At 64.3% G+C, this 24,618-nt stretch carries 20 protein-coding genes; 17 read left to right on the forward strand and 3 right to left on the reverse strand.

Features of this window, described 5'->3' with window-relative positions:
• Window position 1 precedes the first annotated feature (1 nt).
• Both QX034_RS20060 and QX034_RS20065 read left to right on the forward strand, forming a co-directional pair.
• A complete protein-coding gene (locus QX034_RS20060) occupies window positions 2-1,456 on the forward strand; it encodes a sigma-54 dependent transcriptional regulator (RefSeq protein ID WP_315700792.1) in 1,455 nt (484 codons plus the stop codon).
• On the forward strand, window positions 1,431-2,798 hold the full coding sequence (locus QX034_RS20065; protein WP_315700791.1) for an ATP-binding protein: 1,368 nt from the start codon (window positions 1,431-1,433) through the stop codon (window positions 2,796-2,798). Before QX034_RS20060 ends, QX034_RS20065 begins: the two co-directional genes overlap by 26 nt.
• A 15-nt stretch (window positions 2,799-2,813) precedes the next feature.
• Here QX034_RS20065 and QX034_RS20070 read toward each other — a convergent pair whose 3' ends face one another.
• On the reverse strand, window positions 2,814-4,121 hold the full coding sequence (locus QX034_RS20070) for an MFS transporter (RefSeq protein WP_315700790.1): 1,308 nt from the start codon (window positions 4,119-4,121) through the stop codon (window positions 2,814-2,816).
• Window positions 4,122-4,284: 163 nt separating this feature from the next.
• On the opposite strand from QX034_RS20070, the gene cyoA reads away from it, so the two are divergent.
• The 14 genes from cyoA to QX034_RS20140 all read left to right on the forward strand — a co-directional run bounded on the left by cyoA (window position 4,285) and on the right by QX034_RS20140 (window position 20,976).
• Complete coding sequence (gene cyoA, locus QX034_RS20075; protein WP_315700789.1) at window positions 4,285-5,457, forward strand: ubiquinol oxidase subunit II; 1,173 nt, start codon at window positions 4,285-4,287, stop codon at window positions 5,455-5,457.
• 9 nt (window positions 5,458-5,466) lie between these two features.
• Entirely contained in the window at window positions 5,467-7,476 is a 2,010-nt protein-coding gene (cyoB, locus tag QX034_RS20080) for a cytochrome o ubiquinol oxidase subunit I (protein ID WP_315700788.1), read from the forward strand.
• Entirely contained in the window at window positions 7,473-8,102 is a 630-nt protein-coding gene (gene cyoC, locus QX034_RS20085; protein WP_315700787.1) for a cytochrome o ubiquinol oxidase subunit III, read from the forward strand. The genes cyoB and cyoC overlap by 4 nt, the downstream gene beginning before the upstream one ends.
• On the forward strand, window positions 8,099-8,476 hold the full coding sequence (gene cyoD / locus QX034_RS20090) for a cytochrome o ubiquinol oxidase subunit IV (RefSeq protein WP_315700786.1): 378 nt from the start codon (window positions 8,099-8,101) through the stop codon (window positions 8,474-8,476). The genes cyoC and cyoD overlap by 4 nt, the downstream gene beginning before the upstream one ends.
• Window positions 8,477-8,511: 35 nt before the next feature.
• On the forward strand, window positions 8,512-9,270 hold the full coding sequence (locus tag QX034_RS20095; RefSeq protein WP_409977544.1) for an SURF1 family protein: 759 nt from the start codon (window positions 8,512-8,514) through the stop codon (window positions 9,268-9,270).
• Between the two features lie 92 nt (window positions 9,271-9,362).
• The gene (locus tag QX034_RS20100) at window positions 9,363-10,706 is read left to right on the forward strand and encodes an ATP-binding protein (protein WP_315700785.1); all 1,344 of its coding nucleotides are present in this window, start codon (window positions 9,363-9,365) and stop codon (window positions 10,704-10,706) included.
• The gene (locus QX034_RS20105; protein WP_315700784.1) at window positions 10,696-11,229 is read left to right on the forward strand and encodes a response regulator transcription factor; all 534 of its coding nucleotides are present in this window, start codon (window positions 10,696-10,698) and stop codon (window positions 11,227-11,229) included. The genes QX034_RS20100 and QX034_RS20105 overlap by 11 nt, the downstream gene beginning before the upstream one ends.
• A 299-nt stretch (window positions 11,230-11,528) precedes the next feature.
• Complete coding sequence (locus QX034_RS20110; RefSeq protein ID WP_315700783.1) at window positions 11,529-12,683, forward strand: glycosyltransferase; 1,155 nt, start codon at window positions 11,529-11,531, stop codon at window positions 12,681-12,683.
• 27 nt (window positions 12,684-12,710) lie between these two features.
• Window positions 12,711-14,990: an exopolysaccharide transport family protein gene (locus QX034_RS20115; protein WP_315700782.1), complete on the forward strand. Its 2,280-nt coding sequence runs from the start codon at window positions 12,711-12,713 to the stop codon at window positions 14,988-14,990.
• Window positions 14,987-16,144, forward strand: a complete 1,158-nt coding sequence (locus tag QX034_RS20120; protein ID WP_315700781.1) for a glycosyltransferase family 4 protein — start codon at window positions 14,987-14,989, stop codon at window positions 16,142-16,144. Before QX034_RS20115 ends, QX034_RS20120 begins: the two co-directional genes overlap by 4 nt.
• The gene (locus tag QX034_RS20125) at window positions 16,141-17,661 is read left to right on the forward strand and encodes a lipid II flippase MurJ (RefSeq protein ID WP_315700780.1); all 1,521 of its coding nucleotides are present in this window, start codon (window positions 16,141-16,143) and stop codon (window positions 17,659-17,661) included. Before QX034_RS20120 ends, QX034_RS20125 begins: the two co-directional genes overlap by 4 nt.
• Entirely contained in the window at window positions 17,658-18,680 is a 1,023-nt protein-coding gene (locus QX034_RS20130) for a polysaccharide deacetylase family protein (protein ID WP_315700779.1), read from the forward strand. Before QX034_RS20125 ends, QX034_RS20130 begins: the two co-directional genes overlap by 4 nt.
• Window positions 18,673-19,857 carry a glycosyltransferase gene (locus QX034_RS20135; protein WP_315700778.1) on the forward strand — a complete coding sequence of 395 codons (1,185 nt, stop codon included), beginning with the start codon at window positions 18,673-18,675 and terminating at the stop codon, window positions 19,855-19,857. Before QX034_RS20130 ends, QX034_RS20135 begins: the two co-directional genes overlap by 8 nt.
• Window positions 19,858-20,064: 207 nt before the next feature.
• A complete protein-coding gene (locus tag QX034_RS20140; RefSeq protein ID WP_315700777.1) occupies window positions 20,065-20,976 on the forward strand; it encodes an acyl-CoA acyltransferase in 912 nt (303 codons plus the stop codon).
• Window positions 20,977-21,041: 65 nt separating this feature from the next.
• Here QX034_RS20140 and QX034_RS20145 read toward each other — a convergent pair whose 3' ends face one another.
• Both QX034_RS20145 and QX034_RS20150 read right to left on the reverse strand, forming a co-directional pair.
• The gene (locus QX034_RS20145) at window positions 21,042-22,040 is read right to left on the reverse strand and encodes an adenylate/guanylate cyclase domain-containing protein (RefSeq protein ID WP_316195711.1); all 999 of its coding nucleotides are present in this window, start codon (window positions 22,038-22,040) and stop codon (window positions 21,042-21,044) included.
• A gap of 336 nt (window positions 22,041-22,376) precedes the next feature.
• Window positions 22,377-23,651, reverse strand: coding sequence for a DUF2130 domain-containing protein (locus QX034_RS20150; RefSeq protein WP_316195713.1), 1,275 nt, complete (start codon window positions 23,649-23,651; stop codon window positions 22,377-22,379).
• A gap of 228 nt (window positions 23,652-23,879) precedes the next feature.
• On the opposite strand from QX034_RS20150, the gene QX034_RS20155 reads away from it, so the two are divergent.
• On the forward strand, window positions 23,880-24,140 hold the full coding sequence (locus tag QX034_RS20155; protein WP_316184097.1) for a hypothetical protein: 261 nt from the start codon (window positions 23,880-23,882) through the stop codon (window positions 24,138-24,140).
• The last annotated feature ends 478 nt before the right edge of the window (window positions 24,141-24,618 follow it).

Raw genomic sequence — 24,618 nt, forward strand, 5'->3', positions numbered from 1 at the left:
GATGAGCGTGCAGGGGACGATACTGATCGTCGACGACGAGGTTCGCTCGCAGGAGGCGCTGCGACGGGTCCTCAATCAGGATTTCGAGGTGCTCTGCGCCGGCAGCACGGCAGATGCCGAGAAGCTGCTCGAAGGCGAGATCGTGCACGCCGTGATCTGCGACCAGCGCATGCCGCAGGAATCCGGCGTCAGCTTCCTCAAGCGTGTTCGCGAGTTGTGGCCCGATCCGGTCCGGATGATCATCTCCGGCTATTCGGATTCGGAAGACATCATTGCCGGCCTGAACGAGGCCGGCATCTATCAATACATCACCAAGCCCTGGCAGCCGGAGCGACTGATCGAGATCGTCCGCGAGGCCGTCCAGCTCTATCGGCTGCAGAAGGAGACCGAGACCGCCGGCGTCGACGTCAAGGCGCGGCCTGCGCATGTCAAGAAGGTGGTCTCGGTCAAGCGCGGCGCCGCCAAGCAGCTCTATGATTTCGAGCGCATCCTGCACGCGCCTGACAGTCCCATGCGCGGCGTGATCGAGCTCGGCCGGCGCGCGGCGGATTACGACATCTCGGTGCTGATCACCGGCGAGTCCGGAACCGGCAAGGAGCTCCTGGCGCGCGCCATCCACTATGGCTCCGCGCGCGCAACCAAGGCCTTTGTGATCCAGAATTGCGGTGCTCTGCCGGACGAACTGCTGGAGAGCGAATTGTTCGGCTGCAAGAAGGGTGCGTTCACCGGCGCTTATCAGGATCGTATCGGCCTGTTCGAGGTCGCCGATGGCGGCACCATCTTCCTCGATGAGATCGGGGAGACCTCGCCCGCCTTTCAGGTGAAGCTGCTGCGCGTGCTGCAGGAGAGCGAGATCAGGCCATTAGGCGCGCAGCGGGTGCGCAAGGTCGATGTCCGCGTCGTCGCCGCCACCAATCGCGATCTGGAAGCCGAGGTCGAGGCTGGCCGCTTCCGTCGTGATCTTTACTACCGGCTTGCGGCGTTTCCCGTGCATATGCCGGCGCTGCGCGACCGCCCCATGGACATTCCGTTGATTGCCGAAGGGGTCCTGTCGGCAGTCAAGACCTCGTTCAACCGGCCGCATCTGCGCTTCGTGTCATCGGTGCTGGAGGAGTTCTCCAGATATCACTGGCCCGGCAATGTGCGCGAGCTGCAGAATGAGATCCAGCGCATGGCCGTGTTGGCCGATGCCGACGAGCTGCGCTGTCCGCCCTTCGCCGGACGCCGCAGCGCGCGCCGTGTAGCTTCGGCGGCCAATGGCAAGCTCAACGGCTCAGCGACCCTCAAGGACAAGGTGGAAGATCTCGAAAAGACGGTCATCGTCAGCTATCTTGAGAAATACGAGGGGAATATCAGCCGGGTCGCGAACGAGCTCGGCCTGTCGCGCGTGGGCTTACGCAATAAATTGTCCCGATATGATTTGAGAAAAAATGGCAAAGGCCACGTCCTCTCCTGAGATGCCGGGGTCAGAAACCCTGTTGAAGCTGATCGCCGGCCGTGGCTCGCTTGAGTTCGACAGCGAGCGCGAAGGGGTGTGGATCGAAGTGATCCGCAAGATGGACGAGGTCTATTCCGATCTCCTCCGCTACGAGGTCGATCTCGAGCACAAGAACGCCGAGCTCGAAGAGGCGCAGGCCTTCGTCACCAATGTGATCGAATCGGTGTCCGACATCCTGGTGGTCTGCGATGCCGGCGGCACGGTGCAGCAGGCAAATTCAGCGTTTCAGCAGACCACTGGCCGCGCCATGCAGGAGATCGTCGGCGGCAACGTCGCCGATGTGATCGATGCCGGCGACAGGACCAAGCTGCCGCCGCTGCTGAAGCCGCGCGGTGCGGCGGAGGTGGTCGACAGCGAGCTGCGCTTCCTCAACGAGCAGGGCAGTTCCGATCTGTTCGCCATCAACAGCTCGCCCCGGCATGATCATCGCGGCCGCTTTATCGGCGTCGTGCTGACCGGTCGCCCGATCGGCGAGCTCCGCCGCGCTTATGAGGCGCTCCACAAGGCGCATCGGGAACTCCAGCGGGCGCAGCGCCAGCTGGTCGAGCAGGAGAAGATGGCGAGCCTCGGCCGGCTCGTCGCCGGCGTCGCGCATGAGCTGAACAATCCGATCAGCTTCGTCTACGGCAACATCCATACCTTGATGCGCTATCGGACGGCGCTCGTCACCTATCTCGATGCGATTCACGAGCAGCCGATCGCTCCCGAGGTTGCCCAGCTGAAGAGCGAGCTTCGCATCGATGCCATCCTGGAGGATTTCGGCTCGCTGATTGAGGGCACCCTGGAGGGCGCAGTCCGCATCAGCGAAATCGTCAAGAACCTGCGCCGGCTGTCATTTTCCAAGATCGGCGAGGTCGAGCGGGTCAACATCGAGCGGCTTATCAATACCGCAGTGCTGTGGGCGGTTCGGACCAAGCAGCGGCATCTGGATGTCCAGATCGAGGTCGGGCCGGATCTCTGGATCTCGGGCAATGAAGGCCAGTTGCATCAGGTGATCGTCAACCTGGTCGAGAACGCGATCCATGCGATGCGTACGACGGAGGTGCCGCGGCTCATAGTATCGGCCCAGCGCGAGGGCAATGAGATCCTGTTCAGGGTCTCCGACAACGGCCCCGGCATCGACCAGGATCACTTGAGCCACGTCTTCGAGCCGTTCTTCACCACCAAGCGGGTCGGCGAGGGAACGGGCCTCGGGCTCTGGATCAGCTATGGCATCGTGCGCGAGCACGGCGGCGAACTCATTGCCGGCAACGCGCCCGAGGGCGGCGCAACGTTTTCCTTCGCATTGCCCGCGGCCTGATGACCGATCGCCGCTCTAACGCTGGATCTGCTGCGGCCCGCTGAGCCACAGCGCGAGCACGGTCCAGATCGCGCCGGACAGCAGATAGGCGCCGGCCGACATCAGCCCGAAATTGGCAGCCAGCAGCAGCGCCGCGAGCGGGGCAAATCCCGCGCCGAACAGCCAGGCAAGATCGGAAGTCAGCGCCGAGGCGGTGTAGCGATAGGCGCGGGCGAAGTTGGAGGCGATCGCGCCTGAGGATTGCCCGAACGACAGCCCGAGCAGGACGAAGCCGAGCACCATGTAGGTCGTCTCGCCGATTGCGCCGGCGTCGAGCAGTTGTGGGGCAAAGCCGGAGAACACGGCGATTGCAATCGCCGAGCCCATCAGCAGCGGCTTGCGTCCGATCCGGTCGGCCAAGAGGCCGGAGGCCACGATCGCGATCACGCCAAACACTGCGCCGACGGTCTCGATCACGAGGAAGCGCGTCGGGCTCTCCCGCGTGAACAGGAACACCCAGGAAAGCGGAAACACCGTCACCATATGAAACAGCGCGAAGCTCGCCAGCGGTGCGAATGCGCCGATGACGATGTTGCGGCCCTCGTGACGAATGGTGTTGGAGATGCGGGCCGGCTGCAGCTCACGGCTCTCGAACAGCTCGGCATATTCAGGCGTCGCCACCATGCGCAGCCGGGCAAACAGCGCGACCACGTTGATCGCGAAGGCCACGAAGAACGGATAGCGCCAGCCCCAGTCGAAGAAGTCCGCGGCGGACAGATAGCCGGCGAAGAACGCAAACAGCGTGCTGGCGACGATCAGGCCGAGCGGTGCGCCGAGCTGCGGGATCATCGCATACCAGCCGCGCTGGTTTTCCGGCGCGTTCATGGCGAGCAGCGAGGCCATGCCATCCCAGCTGCCGCCCCAGGACAGACCCTGGCCGATGCGCGCCAGTGCCAGCAGCCAGATCGCCGAGGCGCCGATCGTGTAATAGCTCGGCAGGAAGGCGATCGCGACCGTCGAGGTCCCGAGCAGGACCAGCGCGGTGATCAGCTTGGCATTCTTGCCGTGGCGGCGGTCGATCGCCATAAAGATCACGCTGCCGAAGGGGCGGGCGATGAAGGCGAGCGCAAATAGCGCGAAAGAATAAAGGGTCTGGTGCAAATCGTCGGCGAACGGAAACACCAGCCGCGGGAACACGATCACCGAGGCGATGGCATAGACGAAGAAGTCAAAGAATTCGGACGTGCGCCCGATGATGACGCCGATGGCGATCTCGCCCGGATGGGCTTCGTGGCCGTGGGAAGCGCCGGGGATCGCATCAGCCGTTGCCGCCGCATGTGTCATCACGATTCCAGTCTACCTTAAGTGATCCTGTCGGGCCTTGAGCCCTGCTTGTGTTTGGCCGCGCTGCCGCGGGCTCGGTATTGGACAAATTGTCCAATGTTGGATGCGCTGCAGCATCGCTACCTCTCCGCCGGAAAAAATCCGTCGCTTGATGGGGTTAAGCGTGCGTCATCTGAAACTCTTGGCTTTATTGCCGCTTGGTCTCGCTCTTGGCGGGTGTGATTTCGTGGTCCTGTCGCCGGCTGGCGACGTGGCCGCGCAACAGCGCGACCTCGTTGTTATCGCCACCGTCCTGATGCTGTTGATCGTGGTGCCCGTCATGGTGGCGACCGCCGTGATCGCCTGGCGCTACCGGCAGTCGAATACGTCGGCTACGTACACGCCGGAGTGGGATCACTCCACTCAACTCGAGTTGATGATCTGGGCGGCGCCGCTTCTGATCATCATCTGCCTTGGCGCCGTGACCTGGATGGGCACGCATCTGCTCGATCCCTACCGGACGCTCGGGCGCATCGCCTCGGATCGTCCGGCGAGCCCGGACAACAGGCCGCTGGAGGTCGATGTCGTCGCGCTCGACTGGAAGTGGCTGTTCATCTACCCGGAATATGGCGTCGCCAGCCTCAACGAGCTTGCCGCACCCGTCAACCGGCCGCTCGATTTCAAGATCACGGCCTCTTCGGTGATGAACTCATTCTACATTCCCGCGCTCGCCGGCCAGATCTACGCGATGCCGGGCATGCAGACGCGGCTGAACGCGGTGATCAATGCGCCCGGCAGCTATCGCGGCTTCTCCGCCAACTATTCCGGCGCCGGCTTCTCGCACATGCGCTTCACCTTCCAGGCGCTGGCCGATGCCGATTTTGACAAATGGATCGCCAAAGCGAAGTCGGCCAACAGCCGGCTCGGCCGGCAGGAGTATCTCGCGCTTGAGCGCCCCAGCGAGAACGAGCCGGTCCGCTTCTACGCGCCGGTGGACGAGGAGCTGTTCCCGGCGATCCTCAACATGTGCGTCGAGACCGGCAAGATGTGCACCAGTGAGATGATGGCGATCGACGCCAAGGGCGGCATGGGCCTTGCCGGCATCCGGAACACGCTGCCGCTGACCTACGACAAGTTCGCCGCGCGCGGCGCCGTGTTCGGTCCCGAGCCCAGCTATATCACGGGCGGGGTCTGTCTGCCCGGCGACCAGATCAGCCGGATGTCGGACGCCTCGATCATCGTTCCCGCGCCGCGCGATGCGACGCCGTTGCGCGGCAGCGGATTGGCGCGTCCCGGTTTCGCGTTGAAGTCTTCGACCTCCTTCATCTTCGGCCGCAGCTCCAGATCGGATTCGTGAGATAGAGCCATGTTTGACACCCACGATCTCACCAGGCTGATCTTCGGACGGCTCACGCTGGAGTCGCTGCCGCTGCACGAGCCGATCATCGTCGGCACCTTCGCGGTGGTCGCGCTCGGCGGCATCGCGCTGCTCGGCGCCATCACCTATTTCCGGCTCTGGGCCTATCTGTGGCGCGAATGGTTCACCAGCGTCGACCATAAGCGCATCGGTATCATGTACATGGTGCTCGGCATCGTCATGCTGCTGCGCGGCTTTGCAGATGCGCTGATGATGCGCATGCAGCAGGCGATGGCCTTCAACGGCTCGGACGGTTTCCTGCCGGCCCATCACTACGATCAGGTCTTCACGGCGCATGGCGTCATCATGATCTTCTTCGTGGCGATGCCGCTGGTCACCGGGCTGATGAACTTCGTGGTGCCGCTGCAGATCGGGGCCCGCGACGTGTCGTTCCCGTTCCTGAACAATTTCAGCTTCTGGATGACGGTCGGCGGCGCGGTGCTGGTGATGGCCTCGCTGTTCATCGGCGAGTTCGCGCGCACCGGCTGGCTCGCTTATCCGCCGCTGTCGAATCTTGCCTATAGTCCAGACGTCGGCGTCGATTACTACATCTGGGGGCTGCAGGTGGCGGGCGTCGGCACGACGCTGTCGGGCATCAACCTGATCTGCACCGTCGTGAAGATGCGTGCGCCCGGCATGACCATGATGAAGATGCCGGTGTTCACCTGGACCTCGCTCTGCACCAACGTGCTGATCGTCGCCTCCTTCCCGGTCTTGACCGCGGTTCTCGCGCTGCTGTCGCTGGACCGCTACGTCGGCACCAATTTCTTCACCAACGATTTCGGTGGCGATCCGATGATGTACGTGAACCTCATCTGGATCTGGGGCCATCCGGAGGTCTACATCCTCGTGCTGCCGGTCTTCGGCGTGTTCTCTGAGGTGACCGCGACCTTCTCCGGCAAACGCCTGTTCGGCTACACCTCGATGGTCTACGCCAGCGTCGTCATCACCGTCCTGTCCTACCTGGTGTGGCTGCACCATTTCTTCACGATGGGCTCGGGGGCGAGCGTCAACTCGTTCTTCGGCATCACCACCATGATCATCTCGATCCCGACGGGGGCGAAGATGTTCAATTGGCTGTTCACGATGTACCGGGGGCGAATCCGCTTCGAACTGCCGATGATGTGGACGGTCGCCTTCATGCTGACCTTCGTGATCGGCGGCATGACCGGCGTGCTGCTCGCGGTGCCGCCGGCGGACTTCGTGCTGCACAACAGCCTGTTTCTGATCGCGCATTTCCACAACGTGATCATCGGCGGCGTGGTGTTCGGCGTGTTTGCCGCCATCGCCTACTGGTTCCCGAAGGCGTTCGGCTTCAAGCTGGATCCGTTCTGGGGCAAGATGTCGTTCTGGTTCTGGGTGGTCGGCTTCTACTTCGCCTTCATGCCGCTCTATGTGCTGGGGCTGATGGGCGTGACGCGGCGGCTGCGCGTGTTCGATGATCCGTCGTTGCAGATCTGGTTCGTCATCGCCGGCATCGGTGCGCTTTTGATCGCCTGCGGCATCGGCTGCTTCCTGGTCCAGATCGCGGTCAGCATTCTCCGCCGCAAGGAGCTTGCTGACGTCACCGGCGATCCCTGGGACGCCCGCACCTTGGAGTGGGCGACCTCCTCGCCGCCGCCGGCCTACAACTTCGCCTTCACGCCCATGGTGCATGACAACGATGCCTGGTGGGACATGAAGCGTCGCGGCTACGCGCGGCCCTTGGCCGGCTTCAAGGCGATCCACATGCCGAGCAACACCGGCACTGGCGTGATCCTGGCGGGGCTTGCGACCGCGATGGCGTTCGGCTTGATCTGGTACATCTGGTGGCTGGCGGCGGTGAGCTTCGTTGCGCTGCTTGCGGTCGCGATCCGCCACACCTTCAACTATCATCAGAGTTTCCATATCGCCGCCGACGAGGTCGTGCGCACCGAGCGTGCACGGACCGAGCTGCTCGCGGCAGGAGGGAAGGCATGACCATTGCGATGGGATCGATGAAGGCCGGCGAGCCGGTCTTCTACGTCGTCGACGAGCACGAGCATCCGGAAGGCCACAGCACCATGCTGGGCTTCTGGATCTATCTGATGAGCGACTGCCTCATCTTCGCGATGCTGTTCGCCGTCTATGGCGTGCTCGGCGGCAAATATGCCGCGGGCCCGGCGCCGAAGGATCTGTTCGACCTGTCGCTGGTCGCGGTCAACACCACGTTCCTGCTGCTGTCGTCGCTCACCTATGGTCTTGCCATGCTCGCCATGGGACAGTCGCGCGCCGGCGCGATGCAGGCTTGGCTGGTGGTGACCGGCCTGTTCGGTCTCGGCTTCCTCGGCATCGAGCTGTCCGAGTTCGCGCACATGATCCATGAAGGCGCGACGCCCCAGCGCAGCGCCTTCCTGTCGTCATTCTTCACCCTGGTTGGCACCCACGGCCTGCACGTCACCTTTGGCCTGATCTGGCTGGTGACCCTGATGGTGCAGGTCCGGACCCATGGTCTGATCGAGGCCAACCGCCGCCGGCTGTTCTGCCTGAGCATGTTCTGGCACTTCCTCGACGTCATCTGGATCGGCGTCTTCACCGTCGTCTATCTCATGGGAATGCTGCGATGAGCACGGATGTCCACGCCCAAGCCCACATCCACGGCGCGGATGCCGGGGACCACAGCCACGGCACCCGGTCCGATCTGTGGATCGGCTTTGCAGCTTCGGTCGTCCTGACCGCGCTGCCGTTCTGGCTGGTGATGAGCGGAACGCTCGACAAGCAGGTGGCTGCGCTCGTCATCATGGCGCTGGCGGCTGTGCAGGTCGTGGTCCATATGGTCTACTTCCTGCACATGAACTCGCGCGCGGAAGGCGGCTGGACCATGATGGCGCTGATCTTCACGATCATCGTGGTGGTGATCGCCCTGAGCGGTTCATTGTGGGTCATGCACCATTTGACCACCAACATGATGCCCGTACACGAGATGAGCCCATCGCCGTGACAGAGCCTCCCACGGAGGGGGCCGAGCACGAGGGGATCGATTGTGAGCGCCGCAACGCGCGCCGGCTGTCGTCCCTGTTGCTCGGGCTCGCGTGGGGCGTTTGCGTTGCGGTGCTGCTGGCGCTCGGTGTCTGGCAGCTGGAGCGGCGCGTCTGGAAGCTCGATCTCATCGACCGGGTCGAACAGCGCGTCCATGCCGCGGCGGTGCCAATGCCCGGCCTGGCATCGTGGTCGGCAGTCAATCGCAGTGAGGACGAATACCGCCGGGTTATCGCCAGCGGCCGCTTCCTGAATGATCGCGAGACGTTGGTGCAGGCCCTGACCGTCGAGGGCCCGGGCTATTGGGTCGTCACACCTCTCGAGACAACCGATCACACGATCGTGCTGATCAACCGGGGCTTCGTCCCAGTAGACCGTCGCAATCCCGCGACGCGAGCGGAAGGGAACCCGATGGAACCCGTCGCGGTGACCGGGCTGCTGCGGATCTCGGAACCGGGCGGGGGCTTCCTGCGCAAGAATGATCCGGCTACCAACCGCTGGTATTCACGTGACGTCGGGGCGATCGCGGCGGCGCGGGGCCTGCCGCAGGTTGCGCCGTTCTTCATCGACGCCGATGCGACCCCAAATCCGGGCGGTTGGCCGCGGGGCGGCTTGACCGTGATCTCCTTTCCGAACAATCACCTGGTCTACGCGCTGACCTGGTTTAGCTTGGCAACCATGCTGGCGGGGGCTGGACTGCACCGCCTTGTCCAGTTGCGCCGGTCGCCCGGCCGCCGTCCGCAGGAGGCAACTTAGCGGCAATGCCGCCGGGACAAGCTGAAGGTCTTCTGATAGGCCAAGCTTTGAGGTTGATGCGCAGTCGACACGATGAGATCTCGGGACTTGCCATGAGGAACGAAGCCGCGACCTTGCCGGTCGCAGCCAATGCCACCGAGGCGCTCGGTTCGCCGCTGCCGGCCGCGGATACGACCAACCGCAAGAACATGGCGCTGCTGATTCAGCTGCGCTGGACCGCGGTGGCCGGACAGATCGCCACCATCACGTTCGTCACCTGGTGGTTCGATATCAGCTTGCCGCTTGCACCGATGGCGGCCGTGATCTGCGCGCTGATTGCGTTGAATGTGATCAGCGAGACCTGGCTCAGATACCGTGACGACGTCAACAACCGCGATCTCCTGATCGCGCTGATGCTCGACGTCGTGGCGTTGACGGCCGAACTGCATCTGGCCGGCGGCGCCTCCAATCCGTTCACCTGCCTCTATCTGCTTCAGGTGACACTCGGCGCAGTGCTGCTCGACGCACGTTCGAGCTGGTCTCTGGTCGCGCTGACATGCGTCAGCTTCATCTGGCTCGTCGTCTCCTATCGGCCGTTGCAGCTGCCGCACCACAGCGCCAGCGAGGTCTTCAGCCTGTATGTCACAGGCACCTTCGTCGGCTTCGTGCTCGACGCCGTTCTGCTCGTCGTATTCGTGACCCGTATCAACCGGAACCTCCGCGAGCGCGATGCCAAGCTTGCCGCCTTGCGCCAACATGCCGCCGAGCAGGATCACATCATCCGGATGGGCCTGCTGGCCTCGGGCGCGGCGCACGAACTCGGCACGCCGCTCGCCTCGCTGTCCGTGATTCTGAACGACTGGCGGCGTATGCCGGCGATCGCCTCCGATCCCGCGATCGCGGACGATTTCGCCGAGATGGAAGCCTCGGTGCAGCGCTGCAAATCCATCGTCACGGACATCCTGGTATCGGCCGGGCAGGCGCGCGGCGAGGGATCTGCGCCGACCACGCTGAAGCGCTTTCTCGCCGCCCTGGTCGACGAGTGGCGCACCGCGCGCTCGGCCCGCAATCTGATCTTCCGGAACGAGTTTGGCGATGACCTCGCGATCGTCTCCGACGTCGCGCTGAAGCAGGCGATCGTGAACGTGCTTGACAACGCCTACGAAGTTTCGCGCGATTGGGTAGAGCTTGTCGTCGAACGTGACGGCGACATGCTGCTTCTGAGCATCAGCGACCGCGGCCCCGGCTTCGACCGTGCCATTCTCGCGCAACTCGGCCGGCCGTATCAAAGCAGCAAAGGACGGCCGGGCGGCGGTCTCGGCCTGTTCCTGGTGGTCAACGTGATCCGCAAGCTTGGCGGTGTCGTTTCGGCCTGGAACCATCGGGGGCGTGGCGCGACGGTGCGATTGTCATTGCCGCTGTCGATGCTTGCGATTGGAGAATGCGGTGGAGAGTGACCGATCCCTGCTCATCGTCGAGGACGACGAGGGTTTTGCGCGCACTTTGAAGCGCTCCTTCGAGCGGCGCGGCTACGACGTCGTGGTTGCCGTGTCTTGCGATGAAGTCGGCGAGATCCTGAAAGTGAAGTCGCCCGGTTACGCCGTGGTCGATCTCAAGCTCGGCGGCGCATCGGGCCTCGTCTGCGTCGAGACGTTGCATGCGCATGATCCGCAGATGCTGATCGTCGTGCTGACCGGCTATGCCAGCATAGCTACGGCCGTGGAAGCCATCAAGCTCGGGGCCTGCCATTACCTGGCAAAACCGTCCAATACCGATGACATCGAGGACGCGTTTCGCAAGGCGCAGGGCAATCCGCAGGTCGCGCTCGCCGACCGGTCGACCTCGATCAAAACGCTGGAATGGGAGCGGATCCATCAGACCCTGATCGAGACCGACTTCAACATCTCGGAGACCGCGCGGCGGCTCGGCATGCATCGCCGTACCTTGGCCCGCAAGCTCGAGAAGCGGCAGGTCAGGTAGGCGCCCGTCTGACGACCAGGGCTGCGGATCTGATCCAGGCAATGGCCTGTTAATCTAAAAATTCTACGATCAGCACGTGTGCCAGAACAGGACCCGCGCGTATCTGTGCTCGGTGCACGCAAAGATGTTCCGGCATGACGCGGACTTTCCTGCGCGTGTCCTTTCCGCTTCCTTACCTGTTAACCCAAAAACAGCGGGCGTGAAGCGAACAGCGATTAACTAGGAATTTAGGATCGGGTTGTGCGCGTCGATACCTCCCTTAAGGGTTTCATTAAATTGCCCTGGACTCGGAGGTCCCGATGCGCGTCGCTATAGTTCACGATTGGCTGTACGTCCTGGGCGGCGCCGAGCAGGTCCTGCGCGAAATCCTGCGCTGCTATCCGAATGCGGACGTCTTCACGCTGTTCGATCTTCTTCGTCCCGAAGACCGGCGCAAGCTGGGGTTCGAGACGTCCCACACCAGCTTCCTGCAGAAGATGCCGTTTCTGCACAAGCGCCACCGCTCCTATCTGCCGCTGATGCCGCTTGCGATCGAGCAGTTCGACCTGTCGAGCTACGATCTCGTCATTTCGAGCAGTTGCGCCGTCGCCAAGGGCGTGCTCACCGGACCGGAGCAGCTGCATGTCGCCTATGTGCATTCGCCGATGCGATATGCCTGGGATCTGCAGCACGTCTATCTGAACGAAAGCGGCTACGCGACCGGCCTGAAAGGCGCGATGGCGCGCATGCTCCTGCACCGGATGCGGATCTGGGACGCACGCACCGCGCATGGTCCCGATGCGATCTTCACGAATTCGCAATTCGTCGCCCGCCGGATCAAGAAGATCTATGGGCGCGAGGCCAAGGTGATCTATCCGCCGGTATCGCTGGCCAATCGCGATGTCATCCTTCCCGTGGGCAATCACTTCCTAGCCGCCAGCCGGCTCGTCCCCTACAAGCGCATCGAGCCGATCGTGCACGCCTTCAACGGGCTGCCGGATCTGGAGCTGATCGTCGCCGGCGACGGCCCGGAAGCTGATCGGCTCAAGGCGATTGCCGGGCCGAACATCAAGTTCGTCGGCTTTGTCCCCGACAAACAGCTGCGTGACCTGATGGCGACCGCGCGGGCATTCGTGTTCGCGGCGGAGGAGGATTTCGGCATCGTTCTCGTCGAGGCGCAGTCCGAAGGCGCGCCCGTGCTGGCTTTAGGCCGCGGCGGCGCGCGCGAGTCGATCCTGGCCGGCGGACCGCGGCCGACCGGAATGTTCTTCGAGGCGGCCGATCCGCAGTCGATCGCCGCATGCGTGCTGTCGTTCGTCGCCAAGGAACGGTCGATCTCGCGGCTCGACTGTCGCCAGCGGGCGGCCTTCTTCTCTGCCGAGCGGTTCCGCAGCCAGTTCGTTGCGGCCGTGAACGAAGAGTTCGAACGCCTGCATGGGGGGGATCAGAGCCAGGCAGCGCGGCTGATCGCGTAACGGGACCGTTGGGGTGAGACCAGGAAGATGAGCCACGCGAGCAGATCCGATAGCCTGGCCGGCCTTGCGATTGCCGGCACGGTGTGGCGTCGCCGCCGCGTGTTCGGCGCGGTGTTCGCCGCCATTCTGGGCTTGGCCGTGCTCGCGCTGGTCTTGTTGCCGGTGCGCTATCTCGGCACTGCATCCGTCATCGTCGCCGAGCAGGAACCTGGCGCGGCCGCCAATGCCTCTTCGGCGTGGGCCCAGAAGGTCGGCGATCCCGCCGATATGGAGAGCCAGCTGCTCGTCATTCGTTCGCCCCGGCTGTTGCGGCTGGTGATGAGCACCCCGGGCGTCATTCCGGCGGTGGTCGAGGAGTGCGAGCGCGGACGGCTGCTGGGTGGCGCGGGCAGCTGCGACAAGCTCAAGACCGATGCGGGCGCCTTCATCGAGCATGTCGACGGTCGCTTCAGTGTCGCATCCGCCGGCCGCTCCCGCGTGATCAATATCTCGTATCAGTCGGGCATTCCCGAAGTGGCGCAGACGCTGGCCAATGCACTGACCCAGGCGTTTCTCGACGACCAGCGCAACGAAGGCGCCAACAGTCGCGAGGTCGCAAGCTCCTGGATCTGGCGGGAGCTGAAACAGCTCGATCAGCAGCTGCGCGCTGCCGACGAGAAGATCCAGCAGTTCCGCCGCACCAAGGGGCTGATGCGCGGCGCCAATGCGCCGATCTCGTCGGAGCGGCTCACCAGCATCGGCCAGCAGCTTTCGCAGGCGGAAGCCGCGCGGGCCGAAGCCGCTGCGCGGCTGCAGGAGATCAAGTCGGAGCAGGAGCGGGGGCCGACTGATGCGCCCTCGGTACTGTCGAGCCGAACCATTGCGGATTTGAAGCAGCAGCTGACGGCAGTCAGCGCGCAGCTCGCCAGCGCGGCGACGATGCTCGGCCCGAAGCATCCCTCGATGCTGGCGCTGAGCCGCGAGCAGGCGATGATCCAGCAGCGGCTGGTCGAGGAGATGCAAAACATCGCCGCAAGCGCCAAGAAGGCCTATGACGCGAACGATGCCCTGGTGAATTCGCTCAAGACGCAGATGGATGCGGCGAAGGCGGAGGCCGGCTCGGCCACGCTCGACGAAGCCTCGATCGAGAGCATGGTGCGCGACACCGAGATCAAGCGCCAGCAATATGCCGAGCTGTACAAGAAGGCGAGCGAGCTCGAGACCGAGCGGCGGGTCCTGCAAGGCAGCACCCGGCTGGTGAGTCTGGCCGAACTGCCGAACAAGCCGTTCTTTCCCAAGAAGATCCCATTCCTGGCCGCAGGCACCACGCTGGCGCTGATCTTCGGCATCGGCGCCACCATGCTGGCCGATAAGCTCAGCCGTTCCGCGACGGGCGAGGCCGCGCCCCAATCTGCGCAGCCGGTCGCGCCTCAGCCGATGCCACCGTCCGCGCCTGCCGTCGCCGAGATCGAGCAGGCGCCGGCGCTGGCGCCACAAAGTGTGGAGCAAACGCCCGATCCGCCCATCGCGGAGGTCCCAAGGTCGCAGCTGCCGAAGATCGCCGATGTACCGATCCTGGCCTGCCTGCCACGGCTCAAGACATTGCGGCAGCTGTCGGCGGTCGGCGCCATTCTCCAGGATTACCGCAACCTCGCCCTTCCGCAGGTACTGCGGCTGGCGTCGGAAGACGCCGAGTTTCAGGCCGGTATGCGTGCGCTGGTCCAGGCGCTTGGCCTCGTCGAATCCGGGCCGACACGGCGCATCGTGGTGACGTCGGCGGGGGACGGCGAGGGCAAGACGACCTGCGTATTGTCGCTCGCCGAGCATCTGGCCGCCGCGGGCCGCCGCGTCCTGATGGTCGAGTGCGAGCCCGTCCATCCTGATTTTGCGCAGGTGTTATCGCTGCCGGCGAGTCCCGGATTGTCCGGCGTACTGTCCGGCGCGGCAGCGGTGAGCCAGGCAGTGATCAGGACGGACCGTCCCAACCTGCACGTGCTGCCGTTCGGCGAGAGAACCGGGCGGGTCGCCAGTGTGCTGTTCGGAGCGAAGATTGCCGAGCTGTTGTCCGGACTGGGTGACTACGATGCGGTGCTGATCGACAGTCCGCTGCCTGCGCTCGAGAGCTTGTGTCTCTCTAAGATTGATAACCTGCTGCTATGCGTCAGGAGCGATCGCTCCGTCATCGAGCCGGTGATCTCCGCGATCACCCGTGTCAAATTGCTGGGGGCCGACGACCTCGCCATCGTCGTCACGATGACCGACGCAGAACACGGTGGTCGGCCGCAACCGGCGTTCACGGCAACAGACGCCTATGCCAGGGCAGGGTGATGTCAAGCGCGCGCGTGCTGTTTGTTGATCACACCGGCCAGATCGGCGGCGCCGAGCTGATCCTGCTCGACGTCGTCGCGGGCCGGCAGAACTCATCCGCCTTTCTGTTCGAGGACGGACCGCTGAGCGCGGCGCTGGCCGGACGCGGTCTGAAGCTCATCATCTCGCAGCATGGCCGCGGCCTGTCGCGCTTCCGCCGTGATAGCTCAGCATTGGCGGCGCTGCCGCTGCTCGGCCGGCTCGCGGCGATCGTGGTCGAGATCGCGAAAGCGGCGCGCGGCCACGATCTCGTCTATGCCAATTCGCAGAAGGCATTCGTGCTGGCGGCGCTCGCCAGTGTCGTGGCGCGGCGGCCGCTGATCTGGCATCTGCACGACATCATCAGCCCGGCACATTTCGGCGCCGCGCAGCGGCGCATGCAAGTCCTCCTTGCAAACCGGTGTGCACTGAAGGTGATCGTTCCATCCGACGCGGCGGCCGCGGCTTTCATCGCCGCCGGCGGGCGGCGCAGCCTCGTCGAGGTCGTACCCAATGGGCTTGCCTTGCAGCGGGAGCAGACCCTGCGCTGCGACCTCCGACAGGCGCTCGGCCTGCCGGAGGGGCCGCTCGTCGGTGTGTTCAGCCGGCTCGCGCCCTGGAAAGGCCAGCACGTCCTGCTCGAAGCGCTCGCGGCGCTTCCAGGTGTCGGCTGTATCGTGGTCGGCGATGCGCTGTTCGGCGAGCAGGACTATGCGGCGCAGCTGCAGCAGATGGTGGCCGAGCTCGGCTTGGCCGGGCGCGTGCATTTCCTCGGCCATCGCAGCGACGTGCCGAAACTGATGCAGGCGGTCGACGCGATGGTGCATCCCTCGATCGATCCCGAGCCGTTCGGCCGTACCCTGGTCGAAGCGATGCTGTCGGGCGTGCCGGTGATCGCGACCGATGCCGGCGCGGCTCCTGACATCCTGGAGCGCGGTCGCGCTGGAACCTTGATCCCGCCGGCCAATCCGCGCGCGCTGGCGGCCGCGATCGCCGCCGTATTGGCAAGGCCGGATCAGCTCGCAACCCAGCTGGAATATGCTGCGCAGCGCGCGCGTGCCGAATACAGCCTGGCGCGCATGTGCGAGGCGATCGGGCTTCTGATCGCCAAGGCGCAGGCCGGAGCTGCCGCGTGAGTGCGCATCAGCATTCGCTGCGGCGCTTCAGTGCACTGCTGATCAGCGGCGCGCTGGCGAGCAAACTGCTCGGCTTCGCGCGCGAAGTGATGATGGCGCATGTGCTCGGCGCCTCGCTGATCGCCGACGGCTTCCGCTCCGCCACGACCGCCGTGCTGATCCCGATCGCTTTCCTGCAGAACGAAAGTGTGCCCGCGATCATGATCCCGATGCATCGCGCGGCGCTGCAGGGCGACAACCCGTCGCGCAGCCTCGGCGCGCTGACGATCGTGATCGGAGCGCTATCCACGCTGGTGATGCTGATCGTGCTCTTGCTCGGCGAGATATGGGTCGATACCATCGTCGGCGGATTTTCGCGCGAGGGCCGCGACCTGACCTTGCATTTCGTGCGGATGATGGCGTTCAGCATGCCGGCCTCCGCCGTGCTCAATGTGCTCGCAGCCGGCGAGATCGCGCTTGGTCGTACGCGCCTCACCAATATCCGCGCCAGCCTGTTGAACCTCGCCGTGCTCGCCGGCATCGCGCTTTTGATGCTCACCGGCGACGCCTACGTCCTGGCCTGTTCCTTCACCTTGGCCTTCAACGCGCTGGCGCTGTGGGGCCTGATCACGCTGTGGCGCGAGGGCGTGCTCGGCTTCTCCGGCCTGACAGTCCCGATCATTTTTGCCAAGGCCACTGATTTCTTCCGCAGGCTACGCGTCCTTCTGGCGCTACCGCTCGCCGAGCAGGGCAATGTCTGGATCGAGCGGCTGACCGCCTCCCGCCTCACGACCGGCGCAGTGGCCTCGCTCGATTACGCCCGCTCATTGACCGAAAGCGCGCTGCTGCTCATCAGCCAGCCGCTCGGCATGGCGGTCCTGTCGCATCATGCGCCTCAGGATCCGCGCAGCCAGTTGGATACGCTGCTGCGGCCGCTGTTGGCGTTGACCTTGCCCGCCTCGGCGTTCCTCCTGATGTTCGCGACCGATATCGTGCGCCTGATCTATTTCCGCGGTGCCTTCGGCGACGAGGCCCTGCTGCTGACCTCGCACGCGCTGAAGGGCATCGCCTGCGGTGTCTGGGCGGCGACGCTCGGCTGGATCCTGATCCGCCTGCTCAACGGCGCGGGCCGCAACGGCGCGGCCGCGCTGATCATCGTGTCGGGCTACGCGGTCAATATGGGCTTCAACCTCCTGATCCCGATGGTCGAGACCTCGCCCGCGTCGGGCATGCAACTACTCGGCATCGGCGAGGCGCTGCGCAGTCTCGTCCTTCTGCTCGGCGTCGTGGTCGTGCTCGGCGAGCGGCGGAAGGTGCTGACATCGATCGGCCTCGCGCTTGTGCCGACTTTGTTGATGGCGGTGCTGGGTCAGTTCATCCAGGATGCCATTGCCGGCCTGCTGCCGCGCTTAATCGCCGGCGGGTTTGCCTATCTCCTCTGTCTCGCTTTCGCCGTGGGCTTGCTGATGCCGGCGCAATTCAGCGCGGCATTCAATCAGGTCCGCAGATCATTCAAGGTGAGGGGAGAGCTGAGTTGAGCCTGGCCGCACTCGCTGTCGCAAAAGCCATGATGGGAACCAAAGCCTTCGTCCTGCCGTTCGCCAAGGCCTATGATCGCGTGCTGGGCCGCCGCGGATGTTTTTTCACCTTTCACCGCGCCGCGCCGTCTGCGCTCTGGGAGCGGCTGCCGAACCGCGACTTCCATATCGACCTCGATTTTCTCGATCGGTTCCTGACACATCTGCGCCGCGACGGCTGGGACGTGGTGACGATGAGCGAAGCGCTGCGCCGCGCGGCGGACGCAACTGATCGCAGCCGTTACGTCAATTTCTCGATCGACGATTGCTATCGCGACACATACGAATGGGTGCTGCCGCTGTTTCGTCGGCACGCGGTGCCGGTGACGCTGTTCGTGAGCACTGGGATTCCCGACGGCACGCTGCCGCTGTGGACGGCCGGTCTGGAGGATGTGCTGCTCCACCACGACGGCGTGCGGGTCGATGACGGGGTGGTCGAACTGACGACGTCCGAGCAGCGCCGCGCAGCCTTTGCGTTGATAGCCGCGTCCTGGGATGGTCCCGAGGCCGGCCGCCACTATGCTGCGTTCTGTGCGGCGAACGACATCGATATGACCACGATGCACTGGAAGCACGCGATCTCCTGGGACATGCTGCAGGAGTTGGCCACGGATCCTTTGGCGGAGATCGGGGCTCACACCGTCACGCATGCGCGGGTTTCGGATCTCTCGCCGCAAGCGGCCTTCGACGAGCTGGTGCAGTCGCGCCGCCGTTTGAACGAACGGCTCGGGATCGATGTGCAGCACTTCGCATTTCCCTATGGCCGTGCAGCCGATTGCGGTGCGCGCGATTTTGCGCTCGCCCGGCAGGCCGGATTCAGCAGCGCCGCGACCACGCGCAAGGGCCTGGTTCGTCACGGCCAGGATCCGTTCTCGCTGCCTCGCAACACCATCAATGGCGCGCATCGTGATCTTGCGGTCATGGAGATGCATCTGACCGGCCTCAGCGGCACGGCGGCGAGGATCATTGGCCGTGTCTAATCGGATGCCCATACGGATCGTGTCGATCGCGCATCCGGCCGCAAGCAGCGAGGCCGGCTTCCTGCGTTACCGCTCGCTCGCAGCCAGGACCAACATCGATCTGCATCTGGTAATGCCGGCGGTCTGGAAGGAGTTCGGCCGCACCATCGTCGCCGAGCCACCGCGTGCGGAGGGCTTCTCCATTCATGTGCTGCCGATTCGTTTGCCGCAGGCCGGGCCGATGAAATGGTATCTGCACTTCTATCCGGCACTGCGGCACCTGCTGTCCGAGATCGATCCCGACGTGATCCATCTCTGGGAGGAGCCGTGGAGCGTCGTCGCGCTGCAGGCGCAGCTGCTGCGGCGGCGTGCGGCTGTCGTGCTCGAGGTCGATCAGAATATCCTCAAGCGGCTGCCGCCGCCGTTCGAGACCATCCGCGGATTTGTGCTGGGCCGGACCGATCACATCCTGTCGCGCAGCCCCGATGCGACCGAGGTGGTTCGCGCGTGCGGCTATACGGGCCCAGTGACGCCGATCGGCTATGGCGTGGATCTGGCGACCTTCGTGCCCAGCGCCGAGCCGGTCAGCACGCCGCGCACCCGGCCGCTGACGATCGGCTATGTCGGCAGGCTGGTTGAGGAAAAGGGACTCGACGATGCGCTGGACGCGATTGCGCAGGCCACATCGCCGGTCCTCCTTAACATCATGGGCGAGGGGCCCGATGAAGTCCGCTTGCGCCGGCGCGCGAAAGCCTTGGGGCTTGGCGATTGCGTGACGTTCCGCGGCTGGGGCTCGCCGCAGAAGGTCGCCGCGTTCCTACAGGAGCTCGATGCGTTGGTGCTGCTGACCCGCACCACCAAGGCAGTGCGCGAGCAGTTCGGGCGGGTGATCATCGAGGCGCAGGCTTGCGGCATTCCGGTGATCGGGTCGAGCGGTGGTGCGATTCCGGATGTGGTCCGCGAGGGCGGCTGGATCGTGCCGGAGCGTGATCCCGAAAGCCTGCGGCAACTGCTCGACAGGCTGGCCGCCGATCCCGCCGTGCTGCGGGCAAAGGCGAGTGCCGCGCGTGCCAATGTGCTGGCGCGATTCACCTATGACGCCGTAGCGACGGCGATCGAAGCGGCCTGCCGCGCCGCCGCCAGCGATAGGGCCGCCGCGCGGCTGAAGCCGACACAGCTGCTCGGCGTCGGCAGCTAGCCCGATGGCCGGCATCTTTCCGCTGCGCGAACTACGCGGTGGTCAGTCTGTTGCCGCACAGCTCAAAATACGAGGGCCTCACGCAGCGATCGATTAACGTAAAGGCGAGCCTAGGGAACCGGTTGCTCGCGCAGCACGGCATCTTTGATTAGAATTGCTGACAATGCCGTGTTCGAGGTGAGCCCGTGGAGACCTGAGCGTCGCTGAATGCAATTCGGTCGTGAAGCAGACAATTCCAATGCAGCGCAGCCCGTGACGGCAACTCGCCCGGGCGTTCGCGTGCGTGAGATCGGCGAGGCCGATCTGGCGGCGATCGCCGCGCTGTTGAACCGTGGCTTTCCGCATTGCTCGCAGCAATATTGGCTGCGAGGCCTGCAGCGGCACGCAACGCGCCCGCGTCCGCACGGCTATCCGGCATTCGGATACTGTCTCGAACAGGACGGAGCCGCGGTCGGCGTGATCCTGCTGTTGTTCTCCGAGGTGCTCGCGGGATCTGAGACCGTCGTCCGCTGCAATGTCTCGAGCTGGTATGTCGAGCCTGAGTTTCGCGCCTTCAGCTCGCTCCTGGTGAGGGCCGCCACCCGCGACAAGCGTGTGACCTATTTCAACATCACGCCGGCGCCGCACACTTGGCCGCAGGTCGAGGCGCAGGGATTCTCGGTCTATTGCCGCGGCCAGATCTACGCGGCGCTCGCACTGTCGAAGCCGGTGTCGCGGGCGACGGTGCGGCCGCTCGCTGCAGGCGAGAGCGCCGGCCTTTCCGACTATGAGGTCGACTTGCTGCGGCGGCATGAAGAGTTCGGCTGCCTCAGCCTCGTCGTGCAGGATGGCAACAACTATCATCCTTTCGTGTTTCAAAAGCACTTGGTCAGGAATCGCGTGCCGGTGTTCCGGCTGCTCTATTGCCGCGATATTGGTGATCTCATCCGCTTCGCCGGCAATCTCGGCCGCTTCCTGGTCCGCCGCGGCGGTCTCCTCGTGCGCTTCGATTCGAACGCGCCGGTGCCGGGCCTGATCGGCTGGTACTCGGAACAGCGAGGCCGCAAGTACGCCAAGGGCCCGCATCCGCCGCGGCTCGGCGACCTCGCCTTCACCGAAGCTGCGCTGTTCGATAGTTGACGCGGCTCGATCGGATCGGCCCGCCAGTGGTTCGATACGAGTCTTAAAGTCGCGGGTGCCCTCTCTCACAAGGCCGCGGCGCGCGTATCGGTCTTAGCCTCTGCCAGCGCACACAGGTCGATGGCCTGTTCCTTGCCGCGCAGCCGGATCAGGCCCAGCGACCGCGCTGCAATTCCCGGCGGAAGCGTCAGGCCATCGAGAAGCTCGGCCGAGGCAATCACCGTTTCACCGCGCTCGCGGCAGGCGTCGACCAGGCGCGCCGTGGTGTTGAGCGCATCGCCCGACAAAGCGATCTCCTTCTTGATCGATCCCATTTCGCCGACCACCACCTGTCCGCAATTCAGGGCGGCGCGCATCTGCGCCGTGATTCCGAACTCGCGCTCATAGTCCGCTTTGTGCGCAGCCAGCCGCGCGAGCGCGGCGAAGCAGGCGCGCACGCATGCCGCGTCCTTCAGCCCTTGGGCGAGCGGCCAGGTGGCGATCAGCTCGTCGCCGACATATTTGTAGATCCGGCCGTGGTGCAGCACGATCGGCCCGCTGAGATCGGTCACGAGGCGATTGAGCAGCCGATGAAAGTCGACTTCGCCCAGTCGTTCGGCCGCTGCGGTCGAGTTCTTCATGTCCATGATCAGGAACACGCGCTGCTCGACCTTTGGACGATGATAGCGTCCGGTTACGAAGGACAGCAGCACGTTCTGGCCCAGAAGACCGCTCACCTCGAACAGGAAGCTGACTACGAAGGTGGCGGCAAAGCAGAACAGGACGTCATCGCCGGAGATACTGATCGGCCGGGCCGGCGGATGGTTGGGAATCAGCAGCTGCCCGATAGCCATGGCCACCAGGAAGACCACGAGATAGACCAGGGAGCGCACGGCGACGATGACCATGAACGACGTGCGCGCAAGCCGCGAGCCGGGCGCCTGCAGGACGAAGAAGCTGAGCCAGCTCACGGCGGTGCCTATGAGCACGCCGGTCACGGCGCCCCGGATCAGCCCATGAAGGCCCGCGCCGGCGGCAATCGACGTCGCATATCCGTATGGCGCCCCGATCGCTGCTGCGATCATGACGTAGCTCAGTAGCGTTGGGGCGAGGAGACGGAGGCGCTCGTCGACAACCATGACGGACAGGAACCGGGACGACCGTGATCGGCCGATCCTAGCAGACCAGCATGCGCACGAACGAGAAAAGATTTGCACCGGCGGATGGGCGGGGGCTCGAACGATCGTTCGCCGCTGGGTCAATTGCAGATCGTGCAGAGTAGGCAAGGGCGAGTTTACCGCCCGGTGCCGACCACATGCGATGGAACAAGCGCCGTGCCCGCCATCATGCGTTGATCGGTGGTGGGGACGCGCTACGCGCTTTGCCCACCCTACGCGCCGTTACAACCGATCAGGCGTGCTTTATTCCGCGGCCTCGCCGTTTGCCTCAATGAGGAGAACGTCCAGGCTCTCGATCTCCTGCATGGCGCGTCCGGCGATGCCTTGAAGATCGCCATAGAGTCCCGCGGTCGAGTCGAGCACGCCCCGGAGCTGCTCTTCGCGCTTGGCCCATAGCCGCATCATGGTCTTGCGCTCGCGGTCGAGATCGGACTGCATCTCGGTGAAGCGCTCGACGATCGCATCGATGCGGTGACGGAACCTAGGGCCGGTGAGATAGACATAGACCAGCTCCATCTTGCTCTGCTGGCCTTCCTGCGCGAGCCGGCTGCTCGCCAAGTCGATCAGCGACTGGCGTAACGCCAGCGACAGCGGAATCGCGAAGCGCGGCTCCGCCACCCAGACCCCGTCGATCAGGTCGAATCCGTCGACGCCTTTGGGCAACGCCGTGGAGACGATCATCGCGATATCCGCTTTGGCGGCGCGCTGATCGTCGCGCAGCTTGGCAAGCCAACCGTCGCTCCAATTCTTGGTGCGCTTGGATTCCCACAGGATCGCGCCGCAGGCCTGGCCGTTCGGCCCGACCACCCGGTGCACTACGTCGCCGCCGAATTCGCCTTTCGGCACCGGCTCGATCAGGTCGCGGGGAAAGCGCGCGCGCAGCTGCGACTCCAACGCGATCTCCAGGGTCTCGCCCTGCAGCTGCTGCGAGCCCTGTTCGGCCTTGCGGCGCAGCTCTTCGATCTGGCGCTGCATGCCGGCGATCTGCGTCTCCTTCTCCGCGACCTTGGCCTTCAACGCGTCCTCGGCTTCGAGCCGGGCCTTGTCGCGCACGGCCGTGAGACTCTCCTGGACTTTCTTCTCGACCGTGAGCTCGATCTCGCGCCTGGCTTCGTCGAGCTCGCGCTGTTTGCGAAGCATCTCGGCCTGGGCCTTCTGGGCCTCGGCGAGCTTGGCATCCTGGTTGGAGAGAACCTGCTGCAGTTCGGCGAGCTTCTGATCGCGGGCGCCGATCTCGTCCGCCAGCGCCTGCCGTGCCTTCGTGGCTTCGGCCTGCGCGATCGCCCCACGCTCGGCCTTCAGCCGGCTTGCGACCTGCTCTTCGATCGCAGCCTTTGCCTTGGCAAGCTCATCCTGCGCCTTCTTGATGATCTGCTCGCGACGGCCGAAATCGGCCTCCTTGGCGGCGAGCTGGGCCTGGAACCTGCGGCGCGTCTCCTCGATCAGCGGGGCGGCGAGCTGCTCGGTCAGATGGATCTCGGTGCGACAGTTCGGGCAGACGATCTGGGGATCGGGCACGTTGCGAATCCTGCAGTGATGGCGCGGTGAGTCTACCGCGCTCGCTCGCGCGCTTTAACCCATGTCCAGCCCGAATTCTCAATGAGCTGTGGACGATAGGGAGGTATTCGACGGCAGAGGCCGCTCGTTCCGCCCGAACCTGACTGGCACCCCGCTTGCTGCTGTCGGCGCTGGGGTCACGGAGTGGTCCGTGATCTGTGCCAATGCCGGACAATCGAGGTCAATGTGATGATGCCCTTGCTCCGTTCCGAAACAATCGATCGACAGCCGTCTAATGGGGTCACGCGCGTCCGCGGTCTCATCGACAGTCTCAGGGTCAATCTCGACACCATGACTGCCGACATCGAGGCCGAGGAGCGGCAATGCCAGATCTCGGACGTGGCCCATGTCAGCTATCCGACGCTCGCAAAGTCGTTGCGTGCGCGGCGTGACAATCTGGAAGCGACGATCAATCTTCTCTCCGAAACACTCACGCATTTCGAGCGATGATCGTCGGGCGGAGCGCGCAGGCTCCGAGCCCGTATCCAGCGTGGCGGCATAGACTGCTTCAGCAGCGAAGCTCTGTTGCCTCTCGCCGATAGGACGGCCGTCGGCGTATGCCGAGCCGTCTCCGCTTCCTCCACTAGCGAGGTTGCGGGTAAGACCGATCGGAGCGGGCGCAGGTGTATTCCGGGTGGCGCATTCATCTGTATTGCGCCACCGCGTATTCGGCGGAACGAGCGAACTGGGATCGACGGAGCATATGTCGCTCCGCCCTTGGCGAAAGGTATTCTGATTTCTTATTTTCAGAAATAATGATTGTTGGGGGCAGCCCCCTCGAATGAAAAGAGACGTCGGCATCGTCATGAAGTCACTGCCGAGCCAAGGTTTTCAACCTTCAGAAGCTTCTTAAATGGAACTCACTTGGAACGGGTGGTTAGACGGCTGTCACATTTGAGCGATACCACAGCGCAAGCCGACCCCGCGG

Source organism: Bradyrhizobium sp. SZCCHNR3119 (genome assembly GCF_032487775.1).
Taxonomy (GTDB): domain Bacteria; phylum Pseudomonadota; class Alphaproteobacteria; order Rhizobiales; family Xanthobacteraceae; genus Bradyrhizobium.